Raw genomic sequence first — 20,868 nt, forward strand, 5'->3', positions numbered from 1 at the left:
GTCAAAGCCGGGGCGCCCTTTTGTCGAAACAACCAATTATTTTTTCAGGTTACCAAAAATTTTGTTTGCTTTTGGGGGAATCCATGGTATCATAAGAGCAGAAGCCTCAAGCCCCGACTTCCGCACCACAGAACGCGCGGAGTTTCCGCCCGAAAGGAGTCCTGCCCATGGAGTCTCGCTTTGACCGCCGGGAGCTGCTGTTTCAGCCCCGGGGAATTCCGCCCCTCGGCACCTCGCTCTCCCTGGCCCTGCAGCATCTGGTGGCCATGATCGTGGGGTGTGTCACCCCGCCTATCATCATCGCCGGAGCCATCGGCCTCAGCCAGGAGGAGCAGGTGCTGCTGATCCAGGCATCCCTGGTGATGTCCGCCGTGTGCACATTCCTCCAGCTGTATCCCATCGGCGGGCGGTTCGGCTCTGGCCTGCCGGTGATCCTGGGTGTCAGCTTTGCCTATGTTCCCAGTATGCAGGCCATCGCCGCCTCCGGCGGCGGAGTGGCGGCCATTGCTGGCGCCATGATCGTGGGCGGCATCGTGGCTGTGCTGGTGGGCGTGTTCGTCAAGAAGATCCGCCGGCTGTTCCCGCCGGTCATCACCGGCACGGTGGTGTTCACCATTGGCCTCTCCCTCTACCCTACCGCCATCAACTACATGGCCGGCGGCACCGGCAACACCTATGAATCCGTGGTGGCGCAACAGGGGCTGACGGAGGCGCTGGTCTACGGCTCCTGGCAGAACTGGCTGATCGCGGCCCTGACGCTGACTGCCGTGCTGGTGCTGAACCACAAGGCCAAGGGCATCTGCAAGCTGGCTTCTATCCTGATCGGGATGCTGTTCGGCTATGCGGTGGCGCTCTGCTTCGGCATGGTCAGCTTTGCCGACGTGGGAAATGCTGCCTGGTTCGCCCTGCCGGAGCCCCTGCACTTCGGTCTGAAGTTCGATCCAGCCTCCTGTGTGGCCATCGGGCTGTTGTTTGCCATCAACTCCATCCAGGCCATCGGCGACTTCACCGCCACCACCGTGGGCGGCCTGGACCGGGATCCCACGGACCAGGAGCTCCAGGGCGGTATCATCGCCTATGGCACCAGCAATATCCTGACGGCGCTGATGGGCGGCCTGCCCACGGCTACCTACTCCCAAAATGTGGGCATCGTCACCACCAACAAGGTGGTGAACCGGACGGTGTTCGCCATTGCCGGGGGATTCCTGCTGCTGGCGGGCATCTCCCCCAAATTTGCAGCGCTGCTGACCACCATTCCCCAGTGCGTGCTGGGGGGCGCCACAGTGACGGTGTTTTCCACCATTGCCATGACGGGCATGAAGCTCATCGCCTCCCAGGACCTGACGGCCCGGAACACCACCATTGTGGGTCTCTCTGCTGCTCTGGGCGTGGGGATTTCCCAGGCCTCCGAGGCCCTCAGCCAGTTCCCGGAGGCGTTCACCATGGTGTTCGGACAGTCTCCCGTGGTGATCGCAACTATCATGGCGGTGCTGCTGAACCTGATTTTGCCCAAGGAGAAATGAAAAAACGAACGCCGGATGGGTTTCCATCCGGCGTTTTTATTTAGGGGGCGGGGCGCTCAGATCTCCCGGCGGCCCTCTAGGGCCCGCATCAGCGTGGCGTCGTCGGCGAACTCCAGATGTCCGCCCACGGGAATGCCGTAGGCCAGGCGGGTCACCCGCACGTCAAAGGGCTTTAAGAGCCTGGCGATATACATGGCTGTGGCCTCCCCCTCCGTGTCCGGATTGGTGGCCATGATGACTTCCTTCACCTCGCCGCTGGCCACCCGCTCCACCAGGGATTTGATGGCCAGGTCGTCCGGCCCCACGTGGTTCATGGGAGAGATGACGCCGTGGAGCACGTGATACCGGCCGTTGTACTCCCTGGCCCGCTCTATGGCGGCCACGTCCCGGGGATCCGCCACCACGCAGATAACGGAGCCATCCCGCTTGGGGGAGGCGCAGATGGGACACAGCCCCCCGGCGGTGAAGTTTTGGCACACCGGGCAGCAGGTGACGCTTTTCTTGGCGTCCAGGATGGCGTCGGCGAACTCCTTGGCCTCCGCCTCCGGCAGGCCCAGCACGTAAAAGGCCAGCCGCTGGGCAGACTTGCCGCCGATGCCCGGCAGGCGGGCAAACTGCTCCACCAGTTTTTCAAGAGGTGCGGGGAAATATTCCATGGTCTGATGCTCCTTCAAAGGGTTCGTATCCGGTCTCCGGCCGGGTATGGGAAAAAGAGGCGATCACCGGGGCAGATCGATGGCGAACAGGGCCGCCGTGCCGCCGGTGTGGACGAACAGCAGGTCGTCCTGCCCATCAAAAGCTCCCCGGCGCAGCAGCTGCATCATGCCGGCAAAGGCCTTCCCGGTGTAGACCGGATCCAGCAGGATGCCCTCCGTCCGGGCCAGCTCCTCGATATAGGGGGTATCCTCCGGATTCGGCAGGGCATAGCCGGGGCCCATGTGCTCCACCATCTGAAATGCATTCTCTTCCGGCTGGAAGGGGTACTCCAGCAGTGCTGCGGCCTCCCCTGCCAGGCGGGGGACGATCTTGTCGAAGGGGCCGCTGTCCACGGCGATGCCGGTGACCTTCACACCGGGCAGAAACAACCCGGCTCCCAGCAGCAGCCCAGCGGCCGTGCCGCCGGAGCCGGTGGCGGAGACGATGTGTCCCAGCCGCACGCCCGCAGCCATAGCCTGGACGGCGATCTCCCGGGCGCCGCTCACGTAGCCCACGGCGCCGAGGGCCGTGGAGGCGCCCACGGGAATATAGCAGCACTTGTGCCCCGCCTGCTCCAGCGTGCCGCCGATCCGGTGCATCTCTGCATAGATCTCGTCATAGGAATCCATGTCCAGCAGACGCACCTCGGCGCCGAAGAGCTCGTCCAGCACCAGATTGCCCCGGTGCTCCGTGACGCCCCGGCGCTTCAGCAGCAGGATGCACTTCATCCCGAGCCGCGCGGCGCAGGCGGCGGTGAGGGCCGCGTGGTTGGACTGGGCGCCGCCGGTGGTGAATACCGTGTCGCACCCCTGGTCCAGGGCCTCCGCCAGAACGAATTCCAGCTTGCGGACCTTGCTGCCGCCCAGGGCCACGCCGCACAGGTCATCCCGCTTGATCCAGATGCCCCGGCCGTACTGCTCGCTCAGCCGGTCCAGCCGGTAAAACGGGGTGGGAAACACGCCCAGCCGGACCCTGGGCAGATCGTGCAGATTCCGCATGGCGCGCGCCCTCAGCCCCGCAGCTCCGCGATGCGGGCGGGGATATCGTCAGCCTTGTAGACGGCGCTGCCGGCCACCAGCACATTGGCGCCGGCGGCGATGCAGGTCTTGCAGGTGACGGGATCCACGCCGCCGTCCACCTCCAGCTCGCAGCCGGGGTTCTTCTCATCGATCCAGCGGCGGATGGCGGAGACCTTGGGCATCATATCCGCCATGAATTTCTGGCCGCCGAAGCCCGGCTCCACCGTCATCACCAGCACCAGTTCCACCTCATTCAGGAAGGGCAGGACCGTCTCCGCAGGCGTTTTCGGCTTCAGCACCACACCGGCCCGCTTGCCCTTGGCGTGGATCCTGGCAATGGCGTCGTGGAGCTTTTCCTCCGTGTCGGACTCCACATGGACCGTCACCAGGTCGGCGCCGGCGTCGCAGAACTGCTCCACATACCGGCCCGGCTCCACGATCATCAGGTGAACATCCAGGGGCAGCGCCGTGGTGGGGCGGATGGATTTCACCACCGGGATACCGATGGTAATGTTGGGGACGAACATGCCGTCCATCACATCCACATGGACGTAATCGGCGGTGGAGATGCGCTGGATATCCCGCTCCAGATTGGCAAAATCCGCGGAGAGGATGGACGGTGCGATTTTTATCATGGAAAGCCCCTCTTTTCTTTCATTCCGGCGGCAGACCGGACGGAATCGGGCTGCCGGGCCCTGTGGCGCGGGAAGAACCCGGCGCATAGGATACCCCGAGCGGCAGGCCGCCCCCCAGTCTGCACTTCCGCGCAGCGTCCGCCCCTGGGCGGGGCGCCGCCGCTTTTTTGAATAGGGAGCCGGTGGAGCGTACGCTCTGCCGGCTCTCAGCTTGCGTATATACCGTATTCAGTGTAGCAGACTTCCGGTGCAAAAGCAACGGTCTCTTGCCCGGACGAGCCGGGAGGCCGGCCCTGCAAAAAATTCCAAAAGTGTTGCATAAACCACTTCTAAAATGAGAATATTCTGATAATCTAATACCAGAATCCAAGAGAGAGGCGGTGGAATCGTGGAAGAGCAGATCGACTATGAGGAGCGGGCATCGCTGCTGAAGGCCCTGTCCAACCCCATCCGGCTGCAGATCGTCCACGGCCTGCTGATTTCCGGGTGCCACAATGTGGGCTGCATGGAGGCGTCCACCGGCATGTCCCAGTCCTGCATCTCCCAGCATCTGCAGAAGCTGCGGGCGGCCAATGTGGTGACGGCGGAACGGTCCGGAAATGAGGTATACTATCAGGTGGCGTCCCGGGAGGTGGCCTCCCTGGTGGCCGACCTGCTAGGAGAGGAGGCGGACTCCTATGTCCTATGATGTGCTGGTGATCGGCGGCGGCCCCGCGGGGCTGTCCGCGTCCATCAACGTCCGGGCACGGGGGCGCAGCGCCCTGGTGGTCTCTAATCCCCTGGAGGAAAATCCTCTCTGGCGGGCGGAGAAGGTGGACAACTACCTGGGCCTGCCCGGCCTGTCCGGCGCGGAGATGCTGGCCGCCATGCGCCGCCACGCGGAGCAGGCGGGGGTGGAGTTTCTGGCGGGCAAGGTGCTGAACGCCGTGCAGATGCCGGACGCCTGGTATGTCAGCGTGGGGCCGGATATGTACAACGCCAGGGCTGTGGTGCTGGCGGCGGGCGTGGCCCGCGGGAAGAAGTTTGCCGGCGAGGCGGAGCTTCTGGGCCGGGGCGTCAGCTACTGCGCCACCTGCGACGGGATGCTCTACCGGGGCAAGCCGGTGGCGGTGGTGGGATACACCGACACCGCCCGGCAGGAGGCGGAGTTTCTCCAGAAAATCGGCTGCTCCGTGACCTATTTCGACCGCCCCAAGCAGTGCGAGATCCGGGGCGACGGCCGGGTGGAGTCCGTCACCTGCGACGGCCGGACCATTCCGGCGGAGGGCGTGTTCATCCTGCGGCCCACCATGGCCCCCACGGAGCTGTTCCCGGGGCTGGCGGTGGAACAGGGCTATGTGACGGTGGACCGGCGTATGGCCACCAATCTCCCCGGCCTGTTTGCCGCGGGAGACTGCACCGGCGGTCCCCTTCAGGTCTCCAAGGCCGCGGGAGATGGGCTGATCGCCGGGCAGAGTGCGGCGGCCTGGGCGGCGGCTCAGGAGCGCCGGGAAAAACAGAGCTGAACGTACAACATCAAATTTGAGTGTATAAAGGAGACATGACGTATGGGAATCAAGCATTTCAAGACTGCGGAATTTGACGCCGCCGTGGCGGCGGCCCCCTTGGCGATGGTGGACTTCTGGGCCGACTGGTGCGGCCCCTGCAAGATGCTCTCTCCGGTGATCGAGTCCCTGGCAGACCAGTACGAGGGTAAGGTCCTTGTGGGCAAGGTGAACGTGGATGAGGAGCCGGATCTGGCCCGGCGGTTCGGAGTCATGAGCATCCCCACGGTGGTGTTCCTGAAGAACGGCCAGGAATTTGACCGGAAGGTGGGCGTGATGCCGCCCCAGGCGTTTAGCGGCGTGCTGGACACCAACCTGTGAGCTGCCCCGGGCAGTGCGCACAGTCCAAAGGCGGGAAATCCGTTAAAGCAGGCCGGGCCTCTTGAGGCCCGGCCTGCTTCTGCCTGGGCGCGGCGACCCAGTCCCCGCGGGGGTGGGGAACTTGCCTTCCGGTGCGCCCCCCCTTTCCTTCTGCGGCCAGCAGGGGCAGCCCCGCCGCAGGGCTGCCCGCAGCCCATTCGCTGGTGCGGTAATTCGGGCTTCCGCTTGGTGCCGTCCTATCACAACGGGGCACAGGGATTGGGGCTGCAAGGGAAACGCACAGCTCCCGGAGGCCGGTTTCAGAAAACCGTCGGTTTTCGATTCGCCTTTTCACAAGAAGGGGAAATTCAGCTGGAAGACCCGGCCGGGAATTACAGGCTGTGCGACTTCACCGCGGGCGCATTCCCAGACCGGGCTGTTTTAACGGTATACTGGGACCTGCACCGCAAGACCGGCATGAAAGCAGGCCCTGTCCATGTGGACAGGGCCTGCTTTCATGCTTCGATGCTGATGGCGCTGACCGGGCAGCCGTCCCGGGCCTCCTGGGCCGCCTCCAGCTGGCCCTCCGGGATGCCGCTGCCGTGGGCCAGCCCGTCGTCGCCCATGTGGAATACCTCCGGGCAGGTGCCGGCGCACAGGCCGCAGCCGATGCAGTTCTCATTTACTGTTGCGTTCATATTGGTCACTCCTATTATTCCAGAATATTTCCATCCCGGCCCAGTGTCACCACCTGCCAGGGAATGAACTTGCCGCTCTGCCGCAGGGCCGTCTCCGCTGCCCGCTGCATACCGCCGCAGCAGGGGACATCCATCCGCACGATGGTCAGCTCCCGGATATCGTTGCGGCGAAGGATCTCCGTCAGCTTTTCGGCATAGTCTCCCTCATCCAGCTTGGGGCAGCCGATCAGCGTGATGCGGCCCCGCATGAACCGCTGGTGGAAGTCCGCCCGGGCATAAGCCGTGCAGTCCGCCGCGATCAGCAGCCGGGCACCGTTGAACCAGGGGGCCTCCACAGGCACCAGCTTGATCTGCACCGGCCACTGGGCCAGGTGGGACACCGCGCCGTCCTGCGGCGCGGAAACGGCCTGAGCCACCGCCGGACGGAGGGTCTGGGCCATACTACCGGGACAGCCGCCGGAGGGCGGCGCCTGCCGCGGCGCGGTGCCTTTCAGGGCCTCCGCCTTCTTTGCCAGGACAGCTGCTTCATCATAGGCTGCGGCCTCCCGCTCCACAAACGTGATGGCTCCGGTGGGGCAGGTGGGCAGGCAGTCTCCCAGACCGTCGCAGTAGTCGTCCCGCAGCAGGACCGCCTTGCCGTCCACCATGCCGATGGCACCCTCGTGACAGGCTGCGGCACAGGCGCCGCAGCCGTTGCATTTCTCCTGATCGATCTCGATGATCCTTCTTACCATAGTGTGTCTCCTTTTTGGGGTTTCAAACGTTTTGCTTGCTTTCTGAGACCTAGTATCGTACAATGGGACAAAAAAGTATGTTGTTTTTACAACGGAATGGAGGAAATGGTATGGAAGTTTCTACCGCGCTTCTTCTCCGGACGCCGTTGTTCCGCGGGATTCCGCAGGAGGCGCTGCCTGCGCTGCTGGAGGGCCTGGGCGCACGGAAGCGCCGCTGTGGCCGGGGTGAAGTGGTCCTGCGGCGGGGAGAGCGGGCGGACCGGCTGGGGCTGGTCCTCTCCGGGACGCTGCATATCGTCAAGGAGGATTTCTGGGGGAGCCGCACCATTGTGGGCCTCGCCCGGTCCGGAGAGGTGTTTGCGGAGGCCTATGCCTGTCTGGGCGGTGAGCCGCTGGAGGTGGCCGTGCTGGCGGCAGCGGATGCGGAGGTGCTGTTTCTCAACAGCGTACAGGCGCTGTCCTGTGCCCGGCCGGGCGCCGCGGAATTCACCCGGAACCTGCTGACCATTCTGGCGGGGCGGAATCTGACCCTCACCCGGAAGATCGGCCACATGGCCCGCCGCACCACCCGGGACAAGCTGCTCAGTTATCTGTCCGCCCAGGCCATGCAGGCCGGAGGGCCGGAGTTTGATATCCCGCTGGACCGCCAACAGCTGGCAGACTATCTGGCGGTGGACCGCAGCGCCATGTCTACCGCGCTTGGAAAGCTCCGGGACGAGGGTGTGCTGACGTTTCAAAAAAACCATTTCCACCTGCTTCAGCAGATGGAGCAGACTGACTGAGGAGGAGAGCGCCATGCTGACCCGAGTGCCGGATTATTATGAGGCGTTTCACTGTCTGGCGGGGGCCTGCCCCCACACCTGCTGCGAAAAGTGGGAGGTGGTGGTGGACGAGGAGACCGCCCGCCGCTATCAGGAGACCCCCGGCTCCCTGGGGGAGCGGCTGCGGGAGGCGCTCCAGACGGACGAGGAGGGGGATTTCTGCTTCCCCCTCCGGGGCGGCCGGTGCCCCTTTCTGAACCGGGAGAATCTGTGCGAGATCCACCGGATATTGGGAGCCGAGGCCACGTCCCTGACCTGCCGGACCCACCCCCGGTTCATTGAGGAGTACGGCCCCTTTCGGGAGGTCAGCCTCTGTGCCTCCTGCCCGGCAGCCTGTGACCTGCTGCTTGGCTCCACCGACCCGCTGTCCTTCCTGGAACGGGAGACGGCGGAGCCGGAGGAACCGGGAGACCCGTGGCTCTGCGGGCTCCTGCCCCTGCGGGAGCGGATGCTTCGGGAGCTGGCGGATCGGCCTCGTCCCCTGCAGGAGCGGCTGGAGGCATTTTTGCTCCTGGCTGCGGAGGCGCAAATCCTGCTGGATGAGGACCGGACAGAGGACCTTGCGGCTCTGGCAGCGGACTGGAAGAAGCAGGAGACGGCGGTACCGCCCGGGCCTGGCCTGTTTCCACACGCCCTGCGGGTGCTGTCCAAGCTGGAGGCCCTGGACGGGGACTGGCGGGAGCTCCTGCGCAGGGCGGAGGAGGCGCCGCCCGTCGCCGTGCCGGAGACGCTGCTGGAGCGGCTGGGCACATACTTTGCATTCCGGTATCTCCTGAAGGCGGTCAACGACGGCGACCTGCTGGGGCAGGCGCAGTTCTGCGTGCTGATGGTCCTGACGGCACAGCGCCTGACGGCAGTATGTGGCCTTTGGGAGGCTGTCCGCCGCCTTTGCTGTGAAGTGGAGCACAGTGAAGAGAACCTGGAGGCGCTGCGCCTGGCGTTCCTTCGGGATGCAGCTCTCTCCCCCGGGGCGTTTTTGTGCCAGCTGCGGAGTTGAGCGGCTTTGCCCGCACCTTTGTGCATTTTGCTCACGGTAATTGATTTCGATTTATGGAAAGTGTAAAAATACACAAAAGCACTTGACAGTAAAAGAAATCTATTGTACATTATAGACACAGGAAAGGAGTGAGTCCCATGGGCTAGTTAGCTCAGAGATTCCCAATCATCCCTGCACCGTTCGGAATCGAGGAATTCCTCAAAACGCGAAACTCCGGAAGAACCCAAAGACGAAACACACCTCACGATGATGAGCCACACGAGAATCGAGTTTTGGTAGCAACCAGAGCAGACGTCTGCGTGTACCGATGTTTTATGGATTGGCAAACCCCTGAGTTCCCCTGTTTCCCCAGCATCCGGACGGTATCTCAAGAAAGCAAGAGGTAATGCATATTGGAAACTCCGATCCAGAAGTAGGCCCCCCGTTCGTCGTTGGAGCGAGCGGGGGGTTGTGCTGTATAGAGGGCATCCGGCAAAAAGCAGGGATGCGGAAGCTGAAAGCCTGTTGGGGCGCCGGAGGGCGCTTTTTTGCTGCGCAGAAGCACCGAAACAGACTGTGTGCCGTCTCCGGCGGTACGGTGACCCGGTCCGGCCCGTGGGCCGGATGCATAAAGCTGCCGGGATCTGGCGGAGCGCCCCATTCTTATGTGCGTTCACACCGCATGAATTTTTCTGCCCTGAAGGGCTGGGAAAGCGGCAGAACACCGGGCGGCCCCTCCCCTGCCGCGTGCTGCGGGCCCTTTCCTCTGCGGAATGTGAAAAAAGCTCCCGGGCCAAATGGCCCGGGAGCTTCTGCGTCGATCTTACTTGTGGTCCACAGAGGACATATAGCGAATCAGCTCCACCATCTTGTTGGAATAGCCGCACTCATTGTCGTACCAGGAGACGACCTTCACGAAGGTGTCGGTCAGAGCGATGCCGGCATCCGCATCGAAGATAGAGGTGCGGGAATCGCCCAGGAAGTCGGAGGACACAACGGGCTCGTCGGTGTAGCCCAGCACGCCCTTCAGCTCACCCTCAGAGGCCTCCTTCATGGCCTTGCAGATCTCCTCATAGGAGGCGGGCTTCGCCAGCTTGGCGGTCAGGTCCACCACGGAGACGTCCAGAGTGGGGACGCGCATGGACATGCCGGTCAGCTTGCCGTTCAGCTCGGGGATGACCTTGCCCACGGCCTTGGCGGCGCCGGTGGAGGAGGGGATGATGTTGCCGGTGGCGGCACGGCCGCCGCGCCAGTCCTTCAGGGAGGCGCCGTCCAGCAGCTTCTGGGTGGGGGTGACGGAGTGGACGGTGGTCATCAGGCCCTCCACGATGCCGAACTTGTCATTCAGCACCTTGGCGATGGGGGCCAGGCAGTTGGTGGTGCAGGAGGCGTTGGATACGAACGTCATATCAGAGGTGTACTTGCTGTTGTTGACGCCCATGACGAACATGGGCGTATCGTCCTTGGAAGGGGCGCCCATGACCACGTGCTTGGCGCCAGCGTCAATGTGACCCTGGCACAGCTCCTTGGTCAGGTGCTTGCCGGTGCACTCGCAAATATACTCCGCACCCACGGAAGCCCAGGGAATGTCCTTGACCTCCATAGCGGTAAAGACAGGATACTTCTTGCCGTTGACCACCAGGGCGCCGTCCTCGGCGGAGACCTCGCCGGGGAACTTGCCATGCACGCTGTCATACTTCAGCATGTAGGCCATATACTCGGGGTTCATGAAGGGATCGTTCAGGCCGACGACCTCTACATCGTCATGAGTCAGGGCGGCGCGGAAGACGAGGCGGCCAATGCGGCCGAAGCCATTGATGCCAATCTTGGTTTTCATATCGGAAAGACTCCTTTCACAAAATCAGACGCACCGGCGGCGCGCCGTCAAAACGTTTGCGTAAACGTTTTCTAATAATCGCACAAGTATATTATCATACGGTCGACCTTTTTGCAACTGTCAATTCAGATAACATTTTCTGCGGCAGGTTGTGGATAATCCATAAGAAAAAGGGCATATTTCACAATTTTTACACGAAACAGGGGGAAAAGGGGCTTGACGCGGAGGGAAAGCTGTCCTATACTGAAGTGGCTAATTATTTGCGTAAACCAATAAACCATTGCGCAAGGAGGCTGTCCCATGAAGGTGACCATCAGCGATGTGGCGAAGCTGGCGGGAGTGTCCACCGCCACCGTGTCCCACACCATCAACAATACCCGGTATGTGTCCAACGAGACGAAGGAGAAGGTCTACCGGGCCATCGAGGAGCTGGGATACACACCGGACGCTTCCGCCCGCAGTTTCCGCACGGGAAAGAAAAAGATCATCGGCTTTATTGTGCCCGATATCGCCAATAAATTCTTCGCAACCATGATTGAGTCTGTGGAAAAATATCTCTCCGCCAACGGCTACCAGCTCATCATCGCCAATACCCGGGAGAATATGGACCGGGAGGAGACCAATATCCGCCTGCTGACGGCGGGACTGGTGGACGGGCTGCTGGTGGCCAGCACCATGGACGATTTCCAGCGGTTCGACGCCCTGATCCCCGCAGGATTTCCGGTGGTGCTGGTGGACCGGATCTTTGAGACAAAGAAGTACTCCTCCGTCTGCGTGTCCAACTTCCAGCCCATCTACCGCAGTGTATGCCGGCTGGCGGGAAAGGGCGACCAGCGGATCGGCATCATCGGCGGCCTCCCCCGCCTCTCCAGCACGCAGGAGCGGATCTCCGCCTATCGGCAGGCTGTGGCGGACTGTGGCCTGCCGGAGGATGAGCATTTAATCCAATATGGCGACTCCCTGGAGAACAGCGCCTGCGCCTGTCTGGACCAGCTGCTGGAGCGCAAGTGCGACGCCATCATCGTCTGTCAGGGGCTGATGGCCTCGGAGACCATCATCTATCTCCACCAGAAGGGCATCCAGCTGGCCCAGGACATCGACCTGGTGAGCTTTGTGGACTATGACTCCGATGTGTACGCCCTGTACGCCAATCAGATGGACTCCATCATCCAGCCGGTGGAGGACCTGGGGCAGGCTGCGGGCGAGCAGATCCTCAGACGGGTGGAGGTGCCCGACGCGCCGATCTTTGAAAATGTGCTCACATCCACGTACCGCCCCTACAACCAGCCTCGGGCCTGGTCTCATTCGGACCGCTGAACTGAAAAAACGCGCCGCAGAAGCGGCGCGTTTTTCATGTCCTGGAGACGTTATCCCTGGAAGCGCAGGTGGAAGCGGGCGCCGGGATCACCGGCAAAGACAATCGTTCCATCCTCCGGCAAGGTGACGGTGGTGTCGCCCCACAGGACGGAGGAGGCAGTCACCTGGCCGTTTCCGTCATACACCCAGAAACCGGAATTCTCCGGCACCTGCACGGTCATGGTCTTGCCGGCGGCATCGCCGACCTGATACCAGCGGGCATAGCCATCCGCCTGAATGGTGGTGTAGGAGGCGCCGGAGCCAGTGAACAGCGTGGGCGCTGCGGCCGCGTCCATGTAGAGGCTGCCCTTGGCGTTGATCCAGAGGACGCCGTCCCGCTCCTCCAGCTGGTAGTCCACGCCGTCCCGGCTGCCCACGCCGGGCACCTGGATCTCAGAGCGGGCGGTGGTCTCGTCCGCGATCCGGGCGGCGCCGATATAGCCGGGGATCGTTTCCGGAACCTCCGCGACCGCGGCGGCGTCCGCCAGCGCCAGGAAGGTCTGGGAGTTGTATGGCTCGTTCATGGGCAGGATACCCAAGGTGGCGATGCTGTCCCAGGCGGCGGCTACCTCAGGAGAGAGATCGTTCTCCGGCAGCTTCACGGCGGCGTAGTTGGCGATGGGCAGCGCCCCCAGGCCCGGCAGAGGGGAGACGGCCTGCTGGTACAGATAGGTCTGGCCGTTGCGCTCTTTCACAAAGGAGATGTAGGACAACCCGGTGGAATCCCGGAAGGAGCCGTCGCTGCAATAGGTGAAGGTCTGGGCGGGGATCGAGGTGGGATAGTTCAGGTAGGACATGGTCAAAGTGCCGTCGGCCTGGATATCCACCTGATACTGGGCGGAGGTGGAGCCGTAGTACCCGGCGTTTTCCAGCTGTTCCGCGGGCATGGCGGCGGACTCCGCCGCGGGCAGGGCCTTTACAGTCTGGTCCACGGTGACGCCCTCCTCCGCCAGAGCGGCGATGAGGATCTGATTGGCGGCCAGCTGGTCATAGGTGGACACGCCGCCGGAGCTGACCACAGCCGCGGCCATGTCATACTCCGGCAGGACCACCAGGCCGGCGTGGTAGTACAGGGTGTCACCGCCTTTCACCAGGGCCTGGATGTCGCTTTGGCAGAAGGGATACCACTCCATGTTGTCCCAGCCCAGGCCGTAGGCCAGGGAGTCCGGCTCTCCGCTTTCGGGCCACAGGCCCCGGCTGTACTCCGGATAGGCCATGGCGTCCAGAGAGGACTGGCGCAGCAGCTCCGTGCCGGTCAGGGCGCCGCCGAAGGACGCCAGATCGGAAGCCGTGGCATAGATGCCTCCGGCACCGATGGCGTTCAGGGCATCCTGGGGCAGGGCGCGGGGGTCGGTGCCCCGGTAGATGGGGGCCAAATCGTTGGCGTCAAAGTCCCCGCCGGGAGCAAAGGTGCGGTCCAGGTCCAGAGGGGCCAGGATATGTTCGTCCACATAGTCCATGAAGTCCATGTCAGTGATGGCCTCCACCACCAGCTCCGCCAGGGAGAAGCCGTCGTTGCAGTAGACGCTGAAGGCGCCGGGGTCCGCCGCCAGCCGCTGGGTGGAGAGCTTCTCCAGCAGGGTGTCATGGGCGCGTGTGCTGGCCTCGCCGAACAGCATGGCGTCAGAGAGGCCGGTGCCCAGGATGCCGGAGGAGTGGTTCAGCAGCATCCGAACGGTGATGTCCTTGTAACGCTCGTCCGCCATTTTGAAGTCCGGCAGATACTGGGTCACCGGGGCGTCCAGAGACACCTTGCCGTCCTCCGCCAGCTGCATCACCGCCACGGTGGTGTAGATCTTGCTGACGGATCCGATGCCGTACAGCTCGTCCCCGGTCATCAGGCGATTTTCGGACCGGGAGAAGGTGCCGGTCTGGCCGGTGAGAACGATCTCCCCATCCTGCCACAGCGCGTATTGCAGGCTTTGCGCGCCGCCGTACTGGGCGGCGTAAGAGGCAGCGGTGTCCGCCAGGGTTTGCAGGTCCTCCGCGGCGGTCTCGGTTTCCGCCGCCGCGGCGGGGACCGCCAGGCTCACGGCCAGGAGGAGGGCCAGAACCAGGGCTCTCCAGCGAGTGTGAAGTACGTTCATAACAGTTCCTTTCCCGCCCCACAGGGCGTTTGTGCCGGACGCTCCGGCGAGATGACAGTGCCAGGATACACCTTCCCCCCAGGGGAAGGTCAAGTAAAAAATCCGGAAAGATCCGGTCCAACAGACGTTCCCGGGGACGGATACCCGTCCCCGGTGTCTGCCGGAAACACAAAGGCGGTGTTGAGCGCAGGACTCAACACCGCCTGATCTTCTGGATCAAAGCGCAACACAACGCCCACTCCCCGGTTCGCACTTGAAAAAAGCGCACCCCGCCGGTATAATGGGAAATACGGTGCAGTCAGATGACTGTTGTGTTGAGTGGTCATGACACTCATCACAGGGACATAGCGGGTGGCCGCCCGCTATGCCCTGCCGCAATTTATGCTTCCGCATTCAGTTTAACCGATGGAGAATGGAAAATCAAGGGCTTTCCAGAGTTTCTCGCCATATAGAAAACGGCACGGCAACCGCCGTGCCGCTCTTTTTATGTCTTGCTCCGCCCTGCCGCCAGCATGAACAGCACGCCGATGACGCCAAAGACCAGGCACATCCCCAGCATGGCGTCGGCGCCGCCCCAGTCGATGGCGTACCCCGCCAGGAAGTTGCCGAACATGGCCCCCAGGCCGTTGGAGGCGATCATCATAATGGACTGGCCCTTCACCTGGTCCACCGGGAAGACGTTTGCGTTGGCGTAGTAGACCGAGGCGGGGGTGAACAGCCCGTACCCCAGCAGCTGGACGGGCTGCACCAGCAGGAGTCCGGAGAGGCCGGGGGCCAGCAGGAACAGCAGGGGCTTCACCGCCATGAAGCAGATGGACATCCGCAGGGTCCCCGCCGCGCCGAAGCGGCGGAACAGCGGCGTGAACAGCAGCGCCGCGGGCAGCTCCGACGCCCCCATCAGAAACAGTGCCAGACCCAGGTGCCCCTCGTCGCCGCCCCGGTCTGAGACGAGGTTCACCATGAAGCTGACGATGGGCATAATGGCCGCCAGGGTGAAGAACAGGCTCACCAGCGTCAGGGTGAAGGGGCGGCTGCTTTTCAGAATGTACAATATGGAGTGGGGCCGCTCTCCCCCGCCCTGGGCCTGCAAGGCATCTTTGGGAAAGGCAGGGTACAGGGCCACCACCGCGATCATCAGCACCAGCAGCGCCATGTGGGTCAGCAGCAGGCTTTCTGTTCCGAAGCGCACCGCCTGCTGGCCGCACGCAACGCAGGCCAGGGCATAGGACAGAGACCCCAGCCCACGGCTGAGGCTGTACGACATGTCCACCCCGGCGGCGATGAACTGTACCGCCATGGAGTCCAGCAGAGGATAGGCGTTCAGCTCCAGAATGCCCAGGGTCAGGAAGATCAGGGCGGTGCCCCAGAAGCCGGGGCGGGTGGTGTAGAATACCACATTCACCCCCAGGGCCAGCACCAGACAGGCGTTCAGCAGGCGTTTGATCGGCACCTCCGGGTGGCGGTCCGCCCAGCCTCCCAGCAACGGCTGAGCCAAAATGCCGGCAAAGCAGCGAATGGAGGCAAAGATCCCCGCCTCCCCGCTGGTAAAGCCCCGCCCCAGCAGCAGAGAGGTCTGGTAGCCCGCGAAGATGGCAAACATGGCCCAGTAGACCACGTGGACCAGCGTATAGGATACGTTCAGCCGCCGCAGAGAGGGGAATTCGGTCATACGGTCTCCTTTCCGGGAATCAGCAGACCCAGCAGGGGTTCAAAATCTACGCCCTCCCGCATAGGCAGGTCTTCCGCCGCGGTCCGCTCCGCGCAGGCACGGACGAACGCCGCCGCCTCTCCGGCGGCGGAGGAGAGGGACTCCCCCCGCACCAGGGCCCCGGTGAGGACGCTGGAGAACACGTCCCCGGTGCCGTGGAACTCATGGGCCACATAGGCGGTCTGAACGGCCTCCGTCTTCCCGGTGCGGGCGTCGAAGCAGACGGCGCCGGTCCGGCCGGGGGCCAGAGAGGCGCCCGTCAGCACCACAGACCGCCGCCCTCCCAGGCTCAGCCGCTCCGTGATCTCCCGGAGGCCCGCCTCGCCGGCGGGCAGCGTCTCATAGGGCTGGCCCAGCAGCAGAGCTGCCTCCGTCAGGTTGGGGGTGATGACGTCCGCCAGCTCCGCCAGCCGGGCCATGCCGCTGCACATGGCGGCGGTGTAGGTCTGGTAGACCCGGCCGTAGTCCCCCATCACCGGGTCCACCACCACCACGGTGTCCGGTCCCCGGAACCGGCAGATAAAGTCCTCCACCACGCCGATCTGCCGCTCACTGCCCAGGAAGCCGCTGTATACAGCCTGGAATGTCAGGCCCAAGCTGGCCCAGTGGTCCGCCACCTTGGACATTTCGTCGGTCATGTCCAGAAAGGTGAACCCCTCGAACCCGCCGGTATGGGTGGAGAGAAATGCCGTGGGCAGGGGGCAGCACTGGACCCCCATGGCGGAGAGAATAGGAATGGCCACAGTGAGAGAACACCGGCCGAAGCCGGACATGTCATGAATGGCAGCAACGCGTGGGGTCATCATGGTACGCTTCCTCTTTTCAATGGTTTTGAACAGACTGCATTTCATTGTATCGTAGATTTTCCTATTGTTCAAGAGGAAGAGATGTGATATACTGCAACTATCCCGGCATCATCTCTGCGGGTATGGTGGAATTGGCAGACACGATGGATTTAGGTTCCATTGGGCAACCGTGCAGGTTCAAGTCCTGTTACCCGCACCAGCTCGCCGCAAGCGTTATATCGCTTGCGGTGAGCTTTTTCATTTCATTGCAGAGCTTATCGTGCGCTCGTTCTGCTGCTTCTCGATTTCAAACTGAACCAACTTCACTGGGCTTCGGTTTGGGTCTGCTGCTTTGCGGCGATTTTATCTTACTCACGAGGCAATATCGACTCCAACCGGCCCTGCCATCAAAAGGGGCATCTTTTTGGGATGTCCCTTTTGACGGGTTTCGCTGTCCGGAGGGATGGCTCCGCCCTCCGATGCTCTAAAATACGCGGGTGAATGAATTTGCATTGCGCTAGGCATCCGCTTTCCGGGAAAACACCTGCCCGCCGCCCGTGCCGACTGGAAGGGCGGTGCTGAAAATGTGGATTTTGACCGAACCGTTCCCGCCCAAAAAGAACGATATCCAGAGGCCGCCGTTTTTTGACGTTCGGCGGCCAGAGAACGGCTCCAAACGGCCGGTCCCCTTCTGTGCTTCCACGGTCCCGCAGCCACTGCCGTGCCGCTGGCCGCGCCCTGATTGAAACTAAAAAAAGGAGACGCGCTGAAAAGCGCGTCTCCTTTTACAGCAGAGTTTGACCGTGGTGCATCCGGCACGGCAGGGCGGCGGATCAGACCTCCAAATTCCGGCCGGTCTCCCGGTCGAAGACATGGGCCACGTTCCCGCCGAAGGTGAACGGCAGGGCGCTGCCGGTGGCGGGAATCGGATGCCCCGCCCCCTGGAGATCCATGGTCTGGAGGATGACGATGGTGTCCCGCCCGCAGGCGTCCACGTGGAGATGGACCGCAGAGCCCATCATCTCCGCCACGTCCACAGTGCCCCGCACCGCCTGGGACGCATCCCCGGCCAGGGAGATGTGCTCCGGCCGGACGCCCAGCGTGATGGGGCCGGGCTGGACCTGCTTCCGGGCCAGGTTCGCCTGCTTGGCTTCGGAGAGTTCCACCCGGGCGTTCTCCAGAACCACCGCATAGCGGCCGTCTTCCTTCACCAGCTCCGCATCAAAGAAGTTCATCTGGGGCGTGCCGATAAAGCCCGCCACGAACAGGTTCGTGGGATGGTCGAACACCTCCTGGGGCGTGCCGATCTGCTGGATGACGCCGTCCTTCATGATGACGATCCGGTCGCCCAGTGTCATGGCCTCTGTCTGGTCGTGGGTCACGTAGATGAACGTGGTGTCGATCCGCTGGCGCAGCTTGATGATCTCCGCCCGCATCTGGTTGCGCAGCTTGGCGTCCAGGTTGGAGAGCGGCTCGTCCATCAGCAGGACCTTGGGCTCCCGCACGATGGCCCGGCCAATGGCCACCCGCTGGCGCTGGCCGCCGGAGAGGGCCTTGGGCTTGCGGTCCAGATACTCCGTGATGCCCAGAACCTCCGCCGCCTGATCCACCCGCTTGCGGATCTCCTCCTTGGGGTACTTCTTCAGCTTCAGGGGGAAGGCCATGTTCTCCCGCACAGTCATGTGGGGGTACAGAGCGTAGTTCTGGAACACCATGGCGATATCCCGGTCCTTGGGTGCCACATCGTTCATCAGCTTGCCGTCGATATACAGTTCGCCGCCGCTGATCTCCTCCAGGCCGGCGACCATCCGCAGGGTAGTGGACTTGCCGCAGCCGGAGGGACCTACCAGCACGATGAACTCCTTGTCCGCAATGTTCAGGCTGAACTCCTGCACTGCCAGCACGCCCTCATCCGTAATCTGGAGGTTCGTCTTCTTCTCCTCAGAGCCCTTTTTCTTCTTGGCGGGTTCCTGGTGGGGATAGACCTTCTTGATGTTTTTCAGAATAACTTCTGCCATGATATCAGGCTCTGGAAACAGCGCCTCCGCAGCTGTTCCCTCACGGCCGGCCGGGGCCGGTCCGCCTCTGTGGCAGGTCTCCACACTGCCGCACCGCGAGCCAGGCGGGGTTCTCCTCCTTTTTTCGTCCCGCTCCCGGCAGAATGTGGAGTGCCGGAGCGGACGGATATGTCGTATTTGACCGGGGACTCAATCCGGGATGGACAGGTATGTGCCCTCCATTGCGCCGCCGGCGCCTACTGTGAACGTCAGGGCCTGATGGGGGGGCGGGACTGCGCCGTCCGGACCGGGCGGGCAGTCGGAAAAGTACAGCCGTGCGCCGCTGTCCGCCATCATCTGCAGGATGGCCGGATCGGCGCTGTTGTAGCGGCGGTCGCTGGATGCGCAGCACACCACCGCCCGGGGAGCGATGGCCTGGATCTGTTCTGCAGAAATACCGTCCCGCTGGCCGTGGTGGCCCACCTTGAAGAGGTCGGCCCGCAGGGAGGCGGGGTCCAGCCCTCCATAGCCCATGTAGTTGGTGTCGCCGGGGAGTAGGATCCGGGTCCCCCGGTACTCCAGCAGGAGGATCAGGCTGTAATTGTTCATGGCCGCGTCCAGCTGGTCCAGGCGCTGCCAGAAAGCGGACGGGTCCGCCTCCTCATACAGTGCCCGGCACGAGGACGCCAGCTTCTCCGCCTGTGCACGGGAGGGGCCCAGCACCCGAACCAAGAGATCCCGGCACAGCCGGAGCTCCATTCCGGCCAGAGGCCGGTGGCGCGGGCAGCTCTGCCCCAGGCAGAGGCGGCGGTAGTCGTTCAGGGCCCGGAGAAACTTGCTCCGGGAGGGCGTCAGGCCCTCCGCCGGAATGTCCAGCGTCCGCATGGAGCGGCAAAACTCCGGGGGCAGCGTCTGCCAGAGGGCCGCGGGAGGCAGCTTCTCCGCCGCGGGCAGCAGGCCGCACAGGTGGTCCTCATGGACATGGGTGGCTGCCATCAGGTCGATGTGGTCCACGCCCCGCAGGGAGAGGTACTGGTCCAAGGGGATACGGCCGGTGGCGCTGTCCCGGTACTCTTCTGCTTCGGCGCTGCCGCCGTCGATCACCATGACAAAGGTGCCGCCGGGGAAGGCCGGGTCGGGACATTCCAGCAGGGCGGCCTCCCCATAGCCCACGTTGACGAATGTCAGCTTCAGTTCTTCCATAGGCGCTCAACCCATGGCCCGCTTGATGTAGAAGCTGGACAGGATCAGCACCAGCAATGTCATCACGATGGCGCCGGCGCTGCCGAAGCCGAAGTCCAGAGACTTGATACCGTATGTATACAAGAACTGGGTGATGGTCGTGGTGGTGCCCGCCGGGCCACCGCCGGTGAGGACGTTCACCTTCTCGAACAGGCGGAAGGTGTCGATGGTCCGCAGCAGGGCGCACAGGGCCAGGCTGCCCTTGATGTTGGGCAGGGTGATGTACCAGAACTGCTGGAAGAAGCCGGCGCCGTCGATGCGGGCGGCCTCATACTGGTTCTCCGACACGGACTGGAGGGAGGCGTACAGCAGCAGAAACACAAAGGGGACGTTCTGCCACACGTCGATCAGCAGGATCGTGCCGAAGGCCGTTTTTGTGTCCATGAACCAGTTGAACACCGGCAGGCCCAGTCCCTTCAGGAACTGGTTGATGATGCCGTAGTTGGCGGAGAGCATCATCCGCCAGCTGAGGGCCACCGTGACGGCGGGCAGCAGATAGGGCAGGAGCAGCAGCGTCCGCATAATCTTCTGCCCTCGCTTGAGGGAGTTGACAAATACTGCGATCAGAAGGCCGAGGGCCATCTCCAGTACCACCGCCAGGATAGTGAACTTGATGGTGTTCCACACCGCCTGCTGAAAATATCCGTTTTTAAAGAGGGAGACGTAGTTATCGAACAGCACAAAAGAGGCGTTCTCCGTGCCCTTCAGGTAGTTGTAGTCGGTAAAGCTGTATACAAATGTGAAAATCAGGGGATAGGCCGTCATGACCAGCAGGACTATCAGGGTGGGCGTGAGCATTCCGATCCCGAACCGGTTTGTGGCCGCCTGGGCGCTATTCAGTTTTGCAATCTCGTTTCTCTTCATACATTGGCCTCACAAACTCGAGAGGTGTGGCCCCAGGGCCCGGCTC

General features: G+C 63.0%; 19 protein-coding genes and 1 tRNA gene. 8 read left to right on the plus strand and 12 right to left on the minus strand.

The annotated features are described in order from the left end of the window. Positions 1 to 167 precede the first annotated feature (167 nt). Positions 168 to 1,523, plus strand: a complete 1,356-nt coding sequence (locus DN611_RS00300; protein WP_021751008.1) for a uracil-xanthine permease family protein — start codon at positions 168 to 170, stop codon at positions 1,521 to 1,523. A gap of 56 nt (positions 1,524 to 1,579) precedes the next feature. Here the strand turns inward: DN611_RS00300 and recR are convergent, their stop codons facing one another. From recR to rpe, 3 genes are all read right to left on the minus strand, one after another. Beyond that, on the minus strand, positions 1,580 to 2,179 hold the full coding sequence (recR, locus tag DN611_RS00305) for a recombination mediator RecR (RefSeq protein ID WP_119310385.1): 600 nt from the start codon (positions 2,177 to 2,179) through the stop codon (positions 1,580 to 1,582). 63 nt (positions 2,180 to 2,242) lie between these two features. Continuing rightward, positions 2,243 to 3,217 (minus strand): D-cysteine desulfhydrase family protein, encoded by a 975-nt coding sequence (locus DN611_RS00310; protein ID WP_119310386.1) that lies wholly within the window; start codon positions 3,215 to 3,217, stop codon positions 2,243 to 2,245. Between the two features lie 11 nt (positions 3,218 to 3,228). Then, on the minus strand, positions 3,229 to 3,873 hold the full coding sequence (rpe, locus tag DN611_RS00315) for a ribulose-phosphate 3-epimerase (RefSeq protein ID WP_021751005.1): 645 nt from the start codon (positions 3,871 to 3,873) through the stop codon (positions 3,229 to 3,231). Positions 3,874 to 4,261: 388 nt separating this feature from the next. Between rpe and DN611_RS00320 the strand changes: the two genes are divergently transcribed. From DN611_RS00320 to trxA, 3 genes are read left to right on the plus strand one after another with little or no spacing between them, the layout of a single operon-like run. Continuing rightward, a complete protein-coding gene (locus DN611_RS00320; protein WP_021751004.1) occupies positions 4,262 to 4,561 on the plus strand; it encodes an ArsR/SmtB family transcription factor in 300 nt (99 codons plus the stop codon). Then, entirely contained in the window at positions 4,551 to 5,378 is an 828-nt protein-coding gene (locus DN611_RS00325; RefSeq protein ID WP_021751003.1) for an NAD(P)/FAD-dependent oxidoreductase, read from the plus strand. The genes DN611_RS00320 and DN611_RS00325 overlap by 11 nt, the downstream gene beginning before the upstream one ends. A gap of 42 nt (positions 5,379 to 5,420) precedes the next feature. Continuing rightward, the gene (gene trxA, locus DN611_RS00330; RefSeq protein WP_021751002.1) at positions 5,421 to 5,738 is read left to right on the plus strand and encodes a thioredoxin; all 318 of its coding nucleotides are present in this window, start codon (positions 5,421 to 5,423) and stop codon (positions 5,736 to 5,738) included. Between the two features lie 494 nt (positions 5,739 to 6,232). On the opposite strand, the gene DN611_RS00335 is transcribed toward trxA, so the two are convergent. Next, positions 6,233 to 6,415: a ferredoxin gene (locus DN611_RS00335; protein WP_021751001.1), complete on the minus strand. Its 183-nt coding sequence runs from the start codon at positions 6,413 to 6,415 to the stop codon at positions 6,233 to 6,235. 14 nt (positions 6,416 to 6,429) lie between these two features. Beyond that, positions 6,430 to 7,149 (minus strand): ATP-binding protein, encoded by a 720-nt coding sequence (locus DN611_RS00340; protein ID WP_119310387.1) that lies wholly within the window; start codon positions 7,147 to 7,149, stop codon positions 6,430 to 6,432. Positions 7,150 to 7,259: 110 nt separating this feature from the next. On the opposite strand from DN611_RS00340, the gene DN611_RS00345 reads away from it, so the two are divergent. Both DN611_RS00345 and fliB read left to right on the plus strand, forming a co-directional pair. Beyond that, positions 7,260 to 7,931, plus strand: a complete 672-nt coding sequence (locus DN611_RS00345) for a Crp/Fnr family transcriptional regulator (protein WP_021750999.1) — start codon at positions 7,260 to 7,262, stop codon at positions 7,929 to 7,931. Positions 7,932 to 7,944: 13 nt separating this feature from the next. Continuing rightward, a complete protein-coding gene (gene fliB / locus DN611_RS00350; RefSeq protein WP_119310388.1) occupies positions 7,945 to 8,967 on the plus strand; it encodes a flagellin lysine-N-methylase in 1,023 nt (340 codons plus the stop codon). 802 nt (positions 8,968 to 9,769) lie between these two features. Here fliB and gap read toward each other — a convergent pair. Next, on the minus strand, positions 9,770 to 10,783 hold the full coding sequence (gene gap, locus DN611_RS00355) for a type I glyceraldehyde-3-phosphate dehydrogenase (RefSeq protein ID WP_021750997.1): 1,014 nt from the start codon (positions 10,781 to 10,783) through the stop codon (positions 9,770 to 9,772). Between the two features lie 300 nt (positions 10,784 to 11,083). Here gap and DN611_RS00360 point away from each other — a divergent pair, with 300 nt between their 5' ends. Further along, entirely contained in the window at positions 11,084 to 12,100 is a 1,017-nt protein-coding gene (locus DN611_RS00360) for a LacI family DNA-binding transcriptional regulator (protein ID WP_021750995.1), read from the plus strand. A 50-nt stretch (positions 12,101 to 12,150) separates the two neighbouring features. Here DN611_RS00360 and DN611_RS00365 read toward each other — a convergent pair whose 3' ends face one another. From DN611_RS00365 to DN611_RS00375, 3 genes are all read right to left on the minus strand, one after another. After that, complete coding sequence (locus DN611_RS00365) at positions 12,151 to 14,226, minus strand: serine hydrolase domain-containing protein (RefSeq protein ID WP_119310389.1); 2,076 nt, start codon at positions 14,224 to 14,226, stop codon at positions 12,151 to 12,153. A gap of 484 nt (positions 14,227 to 14,710) precedes the next feature. Next, positions 14,711 to 15,895 (minus strand): MFS transporter, encoded by a 1,185-nt coding sequence (locus DN611_RS00370; protein WP_119310390.1) that lies wholly within the window; start codon positions 15,893 to 15,895, stop codon positions 14,711 to 14,713. Then, on the minus strand, positions 15,892 to 16,740 hold the full coding sequence (locus tag DN611_RS00375) for a pyridoxamine kinase (protein ID WP_119311866.1): 849 nt from the start codon (positions 16,738 to 16,740) through the stop codon (positions 15,892 to 15,894). The genes DN611_RS00370 and DN611_RS00375 overlap by 4 nt, the downstream gene beginning before the upstream one ends. A gap of 116 nt (positions 16,741 to 16,856) precedes the next feature. Here DN611_RS00375 and DN611_RS00380 point away from each other — a divergent pair. After that, positions 16,857 to 16,939, plus strand: a tRNA-Leu gene (locus DN611_RS00380). A 613-nt stretch (positions 16,940 to 17,552) separates the two neighbouring features. Here the strand turns inward: DN611_RS00380 and DN611_RS00385 are convergent. The 3 genes from DN611_RS00385 to DN611_RS00395 all read right to left on the minus strand — a co-directional run bounded on the left by DN611_RS00385 (position 17,553) and on the right by DN611_RS00395 (position 20,822). Further along, positions 17,553 to 18,737 carry an ABC transporter ATP-binding protein gene (locus DN611_RS00385; protein WP_021750988.1) on the minus strand — a complete coding sequence of 395 codons (1,185 nt, stop codon included), beginning with the start codon at positions 18,735 to 18,737 and terminating at the stop codon, positions 17,553 to 17,555. Positions 18,738 to 18,926: 189 nt separating this feature from the next. Beyond that, positions 18,927 to 19,919: a ComEC/Rec2 family competence protein gene (locus DN611_RS00390; RefSeq protein WP_119310391.1), complete on the minus strand. Its 993-nt coding sequence runs from the start codon at positions 19,917 to 19,919 to the stop codon at positions 18,927 to 18,929. 6 nt (positions 19,920 to 19,925) lie between these two features. Next, positions 19,926 to 20,822: a carbohydrate ABC transporter permease gene (locus tag DN611_RS00395; RefSeq protein ID WP_021750986.1), complete on the minus strand. Its 897-nt coding sequence runs from the start codon at positions 20,820 to 20,822 to the stop codon at positions 19,926 to 19,928. Between the last annotated feature and the right edge of the window lie 46 nt (positions 20,823 to 20,868).

It is taken from the genome of Oscillibacter sp. PEA192, from assembly GCF_003574015.1.
Taxonomy (GTDB): Bacteria; Bacillota; Clostridia; order Oscillospirales; family Oscillospiraceae; genus Oscillibacter; species Oscillibacter welbionis.

Bases quoted from the DNA above. Each gene is read 5' to 3' on its own strand.
- DN611_RS00360 (WP_021750995.1), top strand. From the start codon at position 11,084: ATGAAGGTGACCATCAGCGATGTGGCGAAGCTGGCGGGAGTGTCCACC.
- DN611_RS00365 (WP_119310389.1), bottom strand. From the start codon at position 14,226: ATGAACGTACTTCACACTCGCTGGAGAGCCCTGGTTCTGGCCCTCCTC.
- fliB (WP_119310388.1), top strand. From the start codon at position 7,945: ATGCTGACCCGAGTGCCGGATTATTATGAGGCGTTTCACTGTCTGGCG.
- rpe (WP_021751005.1), bottom strand. From the start codon at position 3,873: ATGATAAAAATCGCACCGTCCATCCTCTCCGCGGATTTTGCCAATCTG.
- DN611_RS00395 (WP_021750986.1), bottom strand. From the start codon at position 20,822: ATGAAGAGAAACGAGATTGCAAAACTGAATAGCGCCCAGGCGGCCACA.
- recR (WP_119310385.1), bottom strand. From the start codon at position 2,179: ATGGAATATTTCCCCGCACCTCTTGAAAAACTGGTGGAGCAGTTTGCC.
- DN611_RS00370 (WP_119310390.1), bottom strand. From the start codon at position 15,895: ATGACCGAATTCCCCTCTCTGCGGCGGCTGAACGTATCCTATACGCTG.
- DN611_RS00325 (WP_021751003.1), top strand. From the start codon at position 4,551: ATGTCCTATGATGTGCTGGTGATCGGCGGCGGCCCCGCGGGGCTGTCC.
- DN611_RS00310 (WP_119310386.1), bottom strand. From the start codon at position 3,217: ATGCGGAATCTGCACGATCTGCCCAGGGTCCGGCTGGGCGTGTTTCCC.
- DN611_RS00340 (WP_119310387.1), bottom strand. From the start codon at position 7,149: ATGGTAAGAAGGATCATCGAGATCGATCAGGAGAAATGCAACGGCTGC.
- DN611_RS00300 (WP_021751008.1), top strand. From the start codon at position 168: ATGGAGTCTCGCTTTGACCGCCGGGAGCTGCTGTTTCAGCCCCGGGGA.
- gap (WP_021750997.1), bottom strand. From the start codon at position 10,783: ATGAAAACCAAGATTGGCATCAATGGCTTCGGCCGCATTGGCCGCCTC.
- DN611_RS00390 (WP_119310391.1), bottom strand. From the start codon at position 19,919: ATGGAAGAACTGAAGCTGACATTCGTCAACGTGGGCTATGGGGAGGCC.
- DN611_RS00385 (WP_021750988.1), bottom strand. From the start codon at position 18,737: ATGGCAGAAGTTATTCTGAAAAACATCAAGAAGGTCTATCCCCACCAG.
- DN611_RS00335 (WP_021751001.1), bottom strand. From the start codon at position 6,415: ATGAACGCAACAGTAAATGAGAACTGCATCGGCTGCGGCCTGTGCGCC.
- DN611_RS00375 (WP_119311866.1), bottom strand. From the start codon at position 16,740: ATGATGACCCCACGCGTTGCTGCCATTCATGACATGTCCGGCTTCGGC.
- trxA (WP_021751002.1), top strand. From the start codon at position 5,421: ATGGGAATCAAGCATTTCAAGACTGCGGAATTTGACGCCGCCGTGGCG.
- DN611_RS00345 (WP_021750999.1), top strand. From the start codon at position 7,260: ATGGAAGTTTCTACCGCGCTTCTTCTCCGGACGCCGTTGTTCCGCGGG.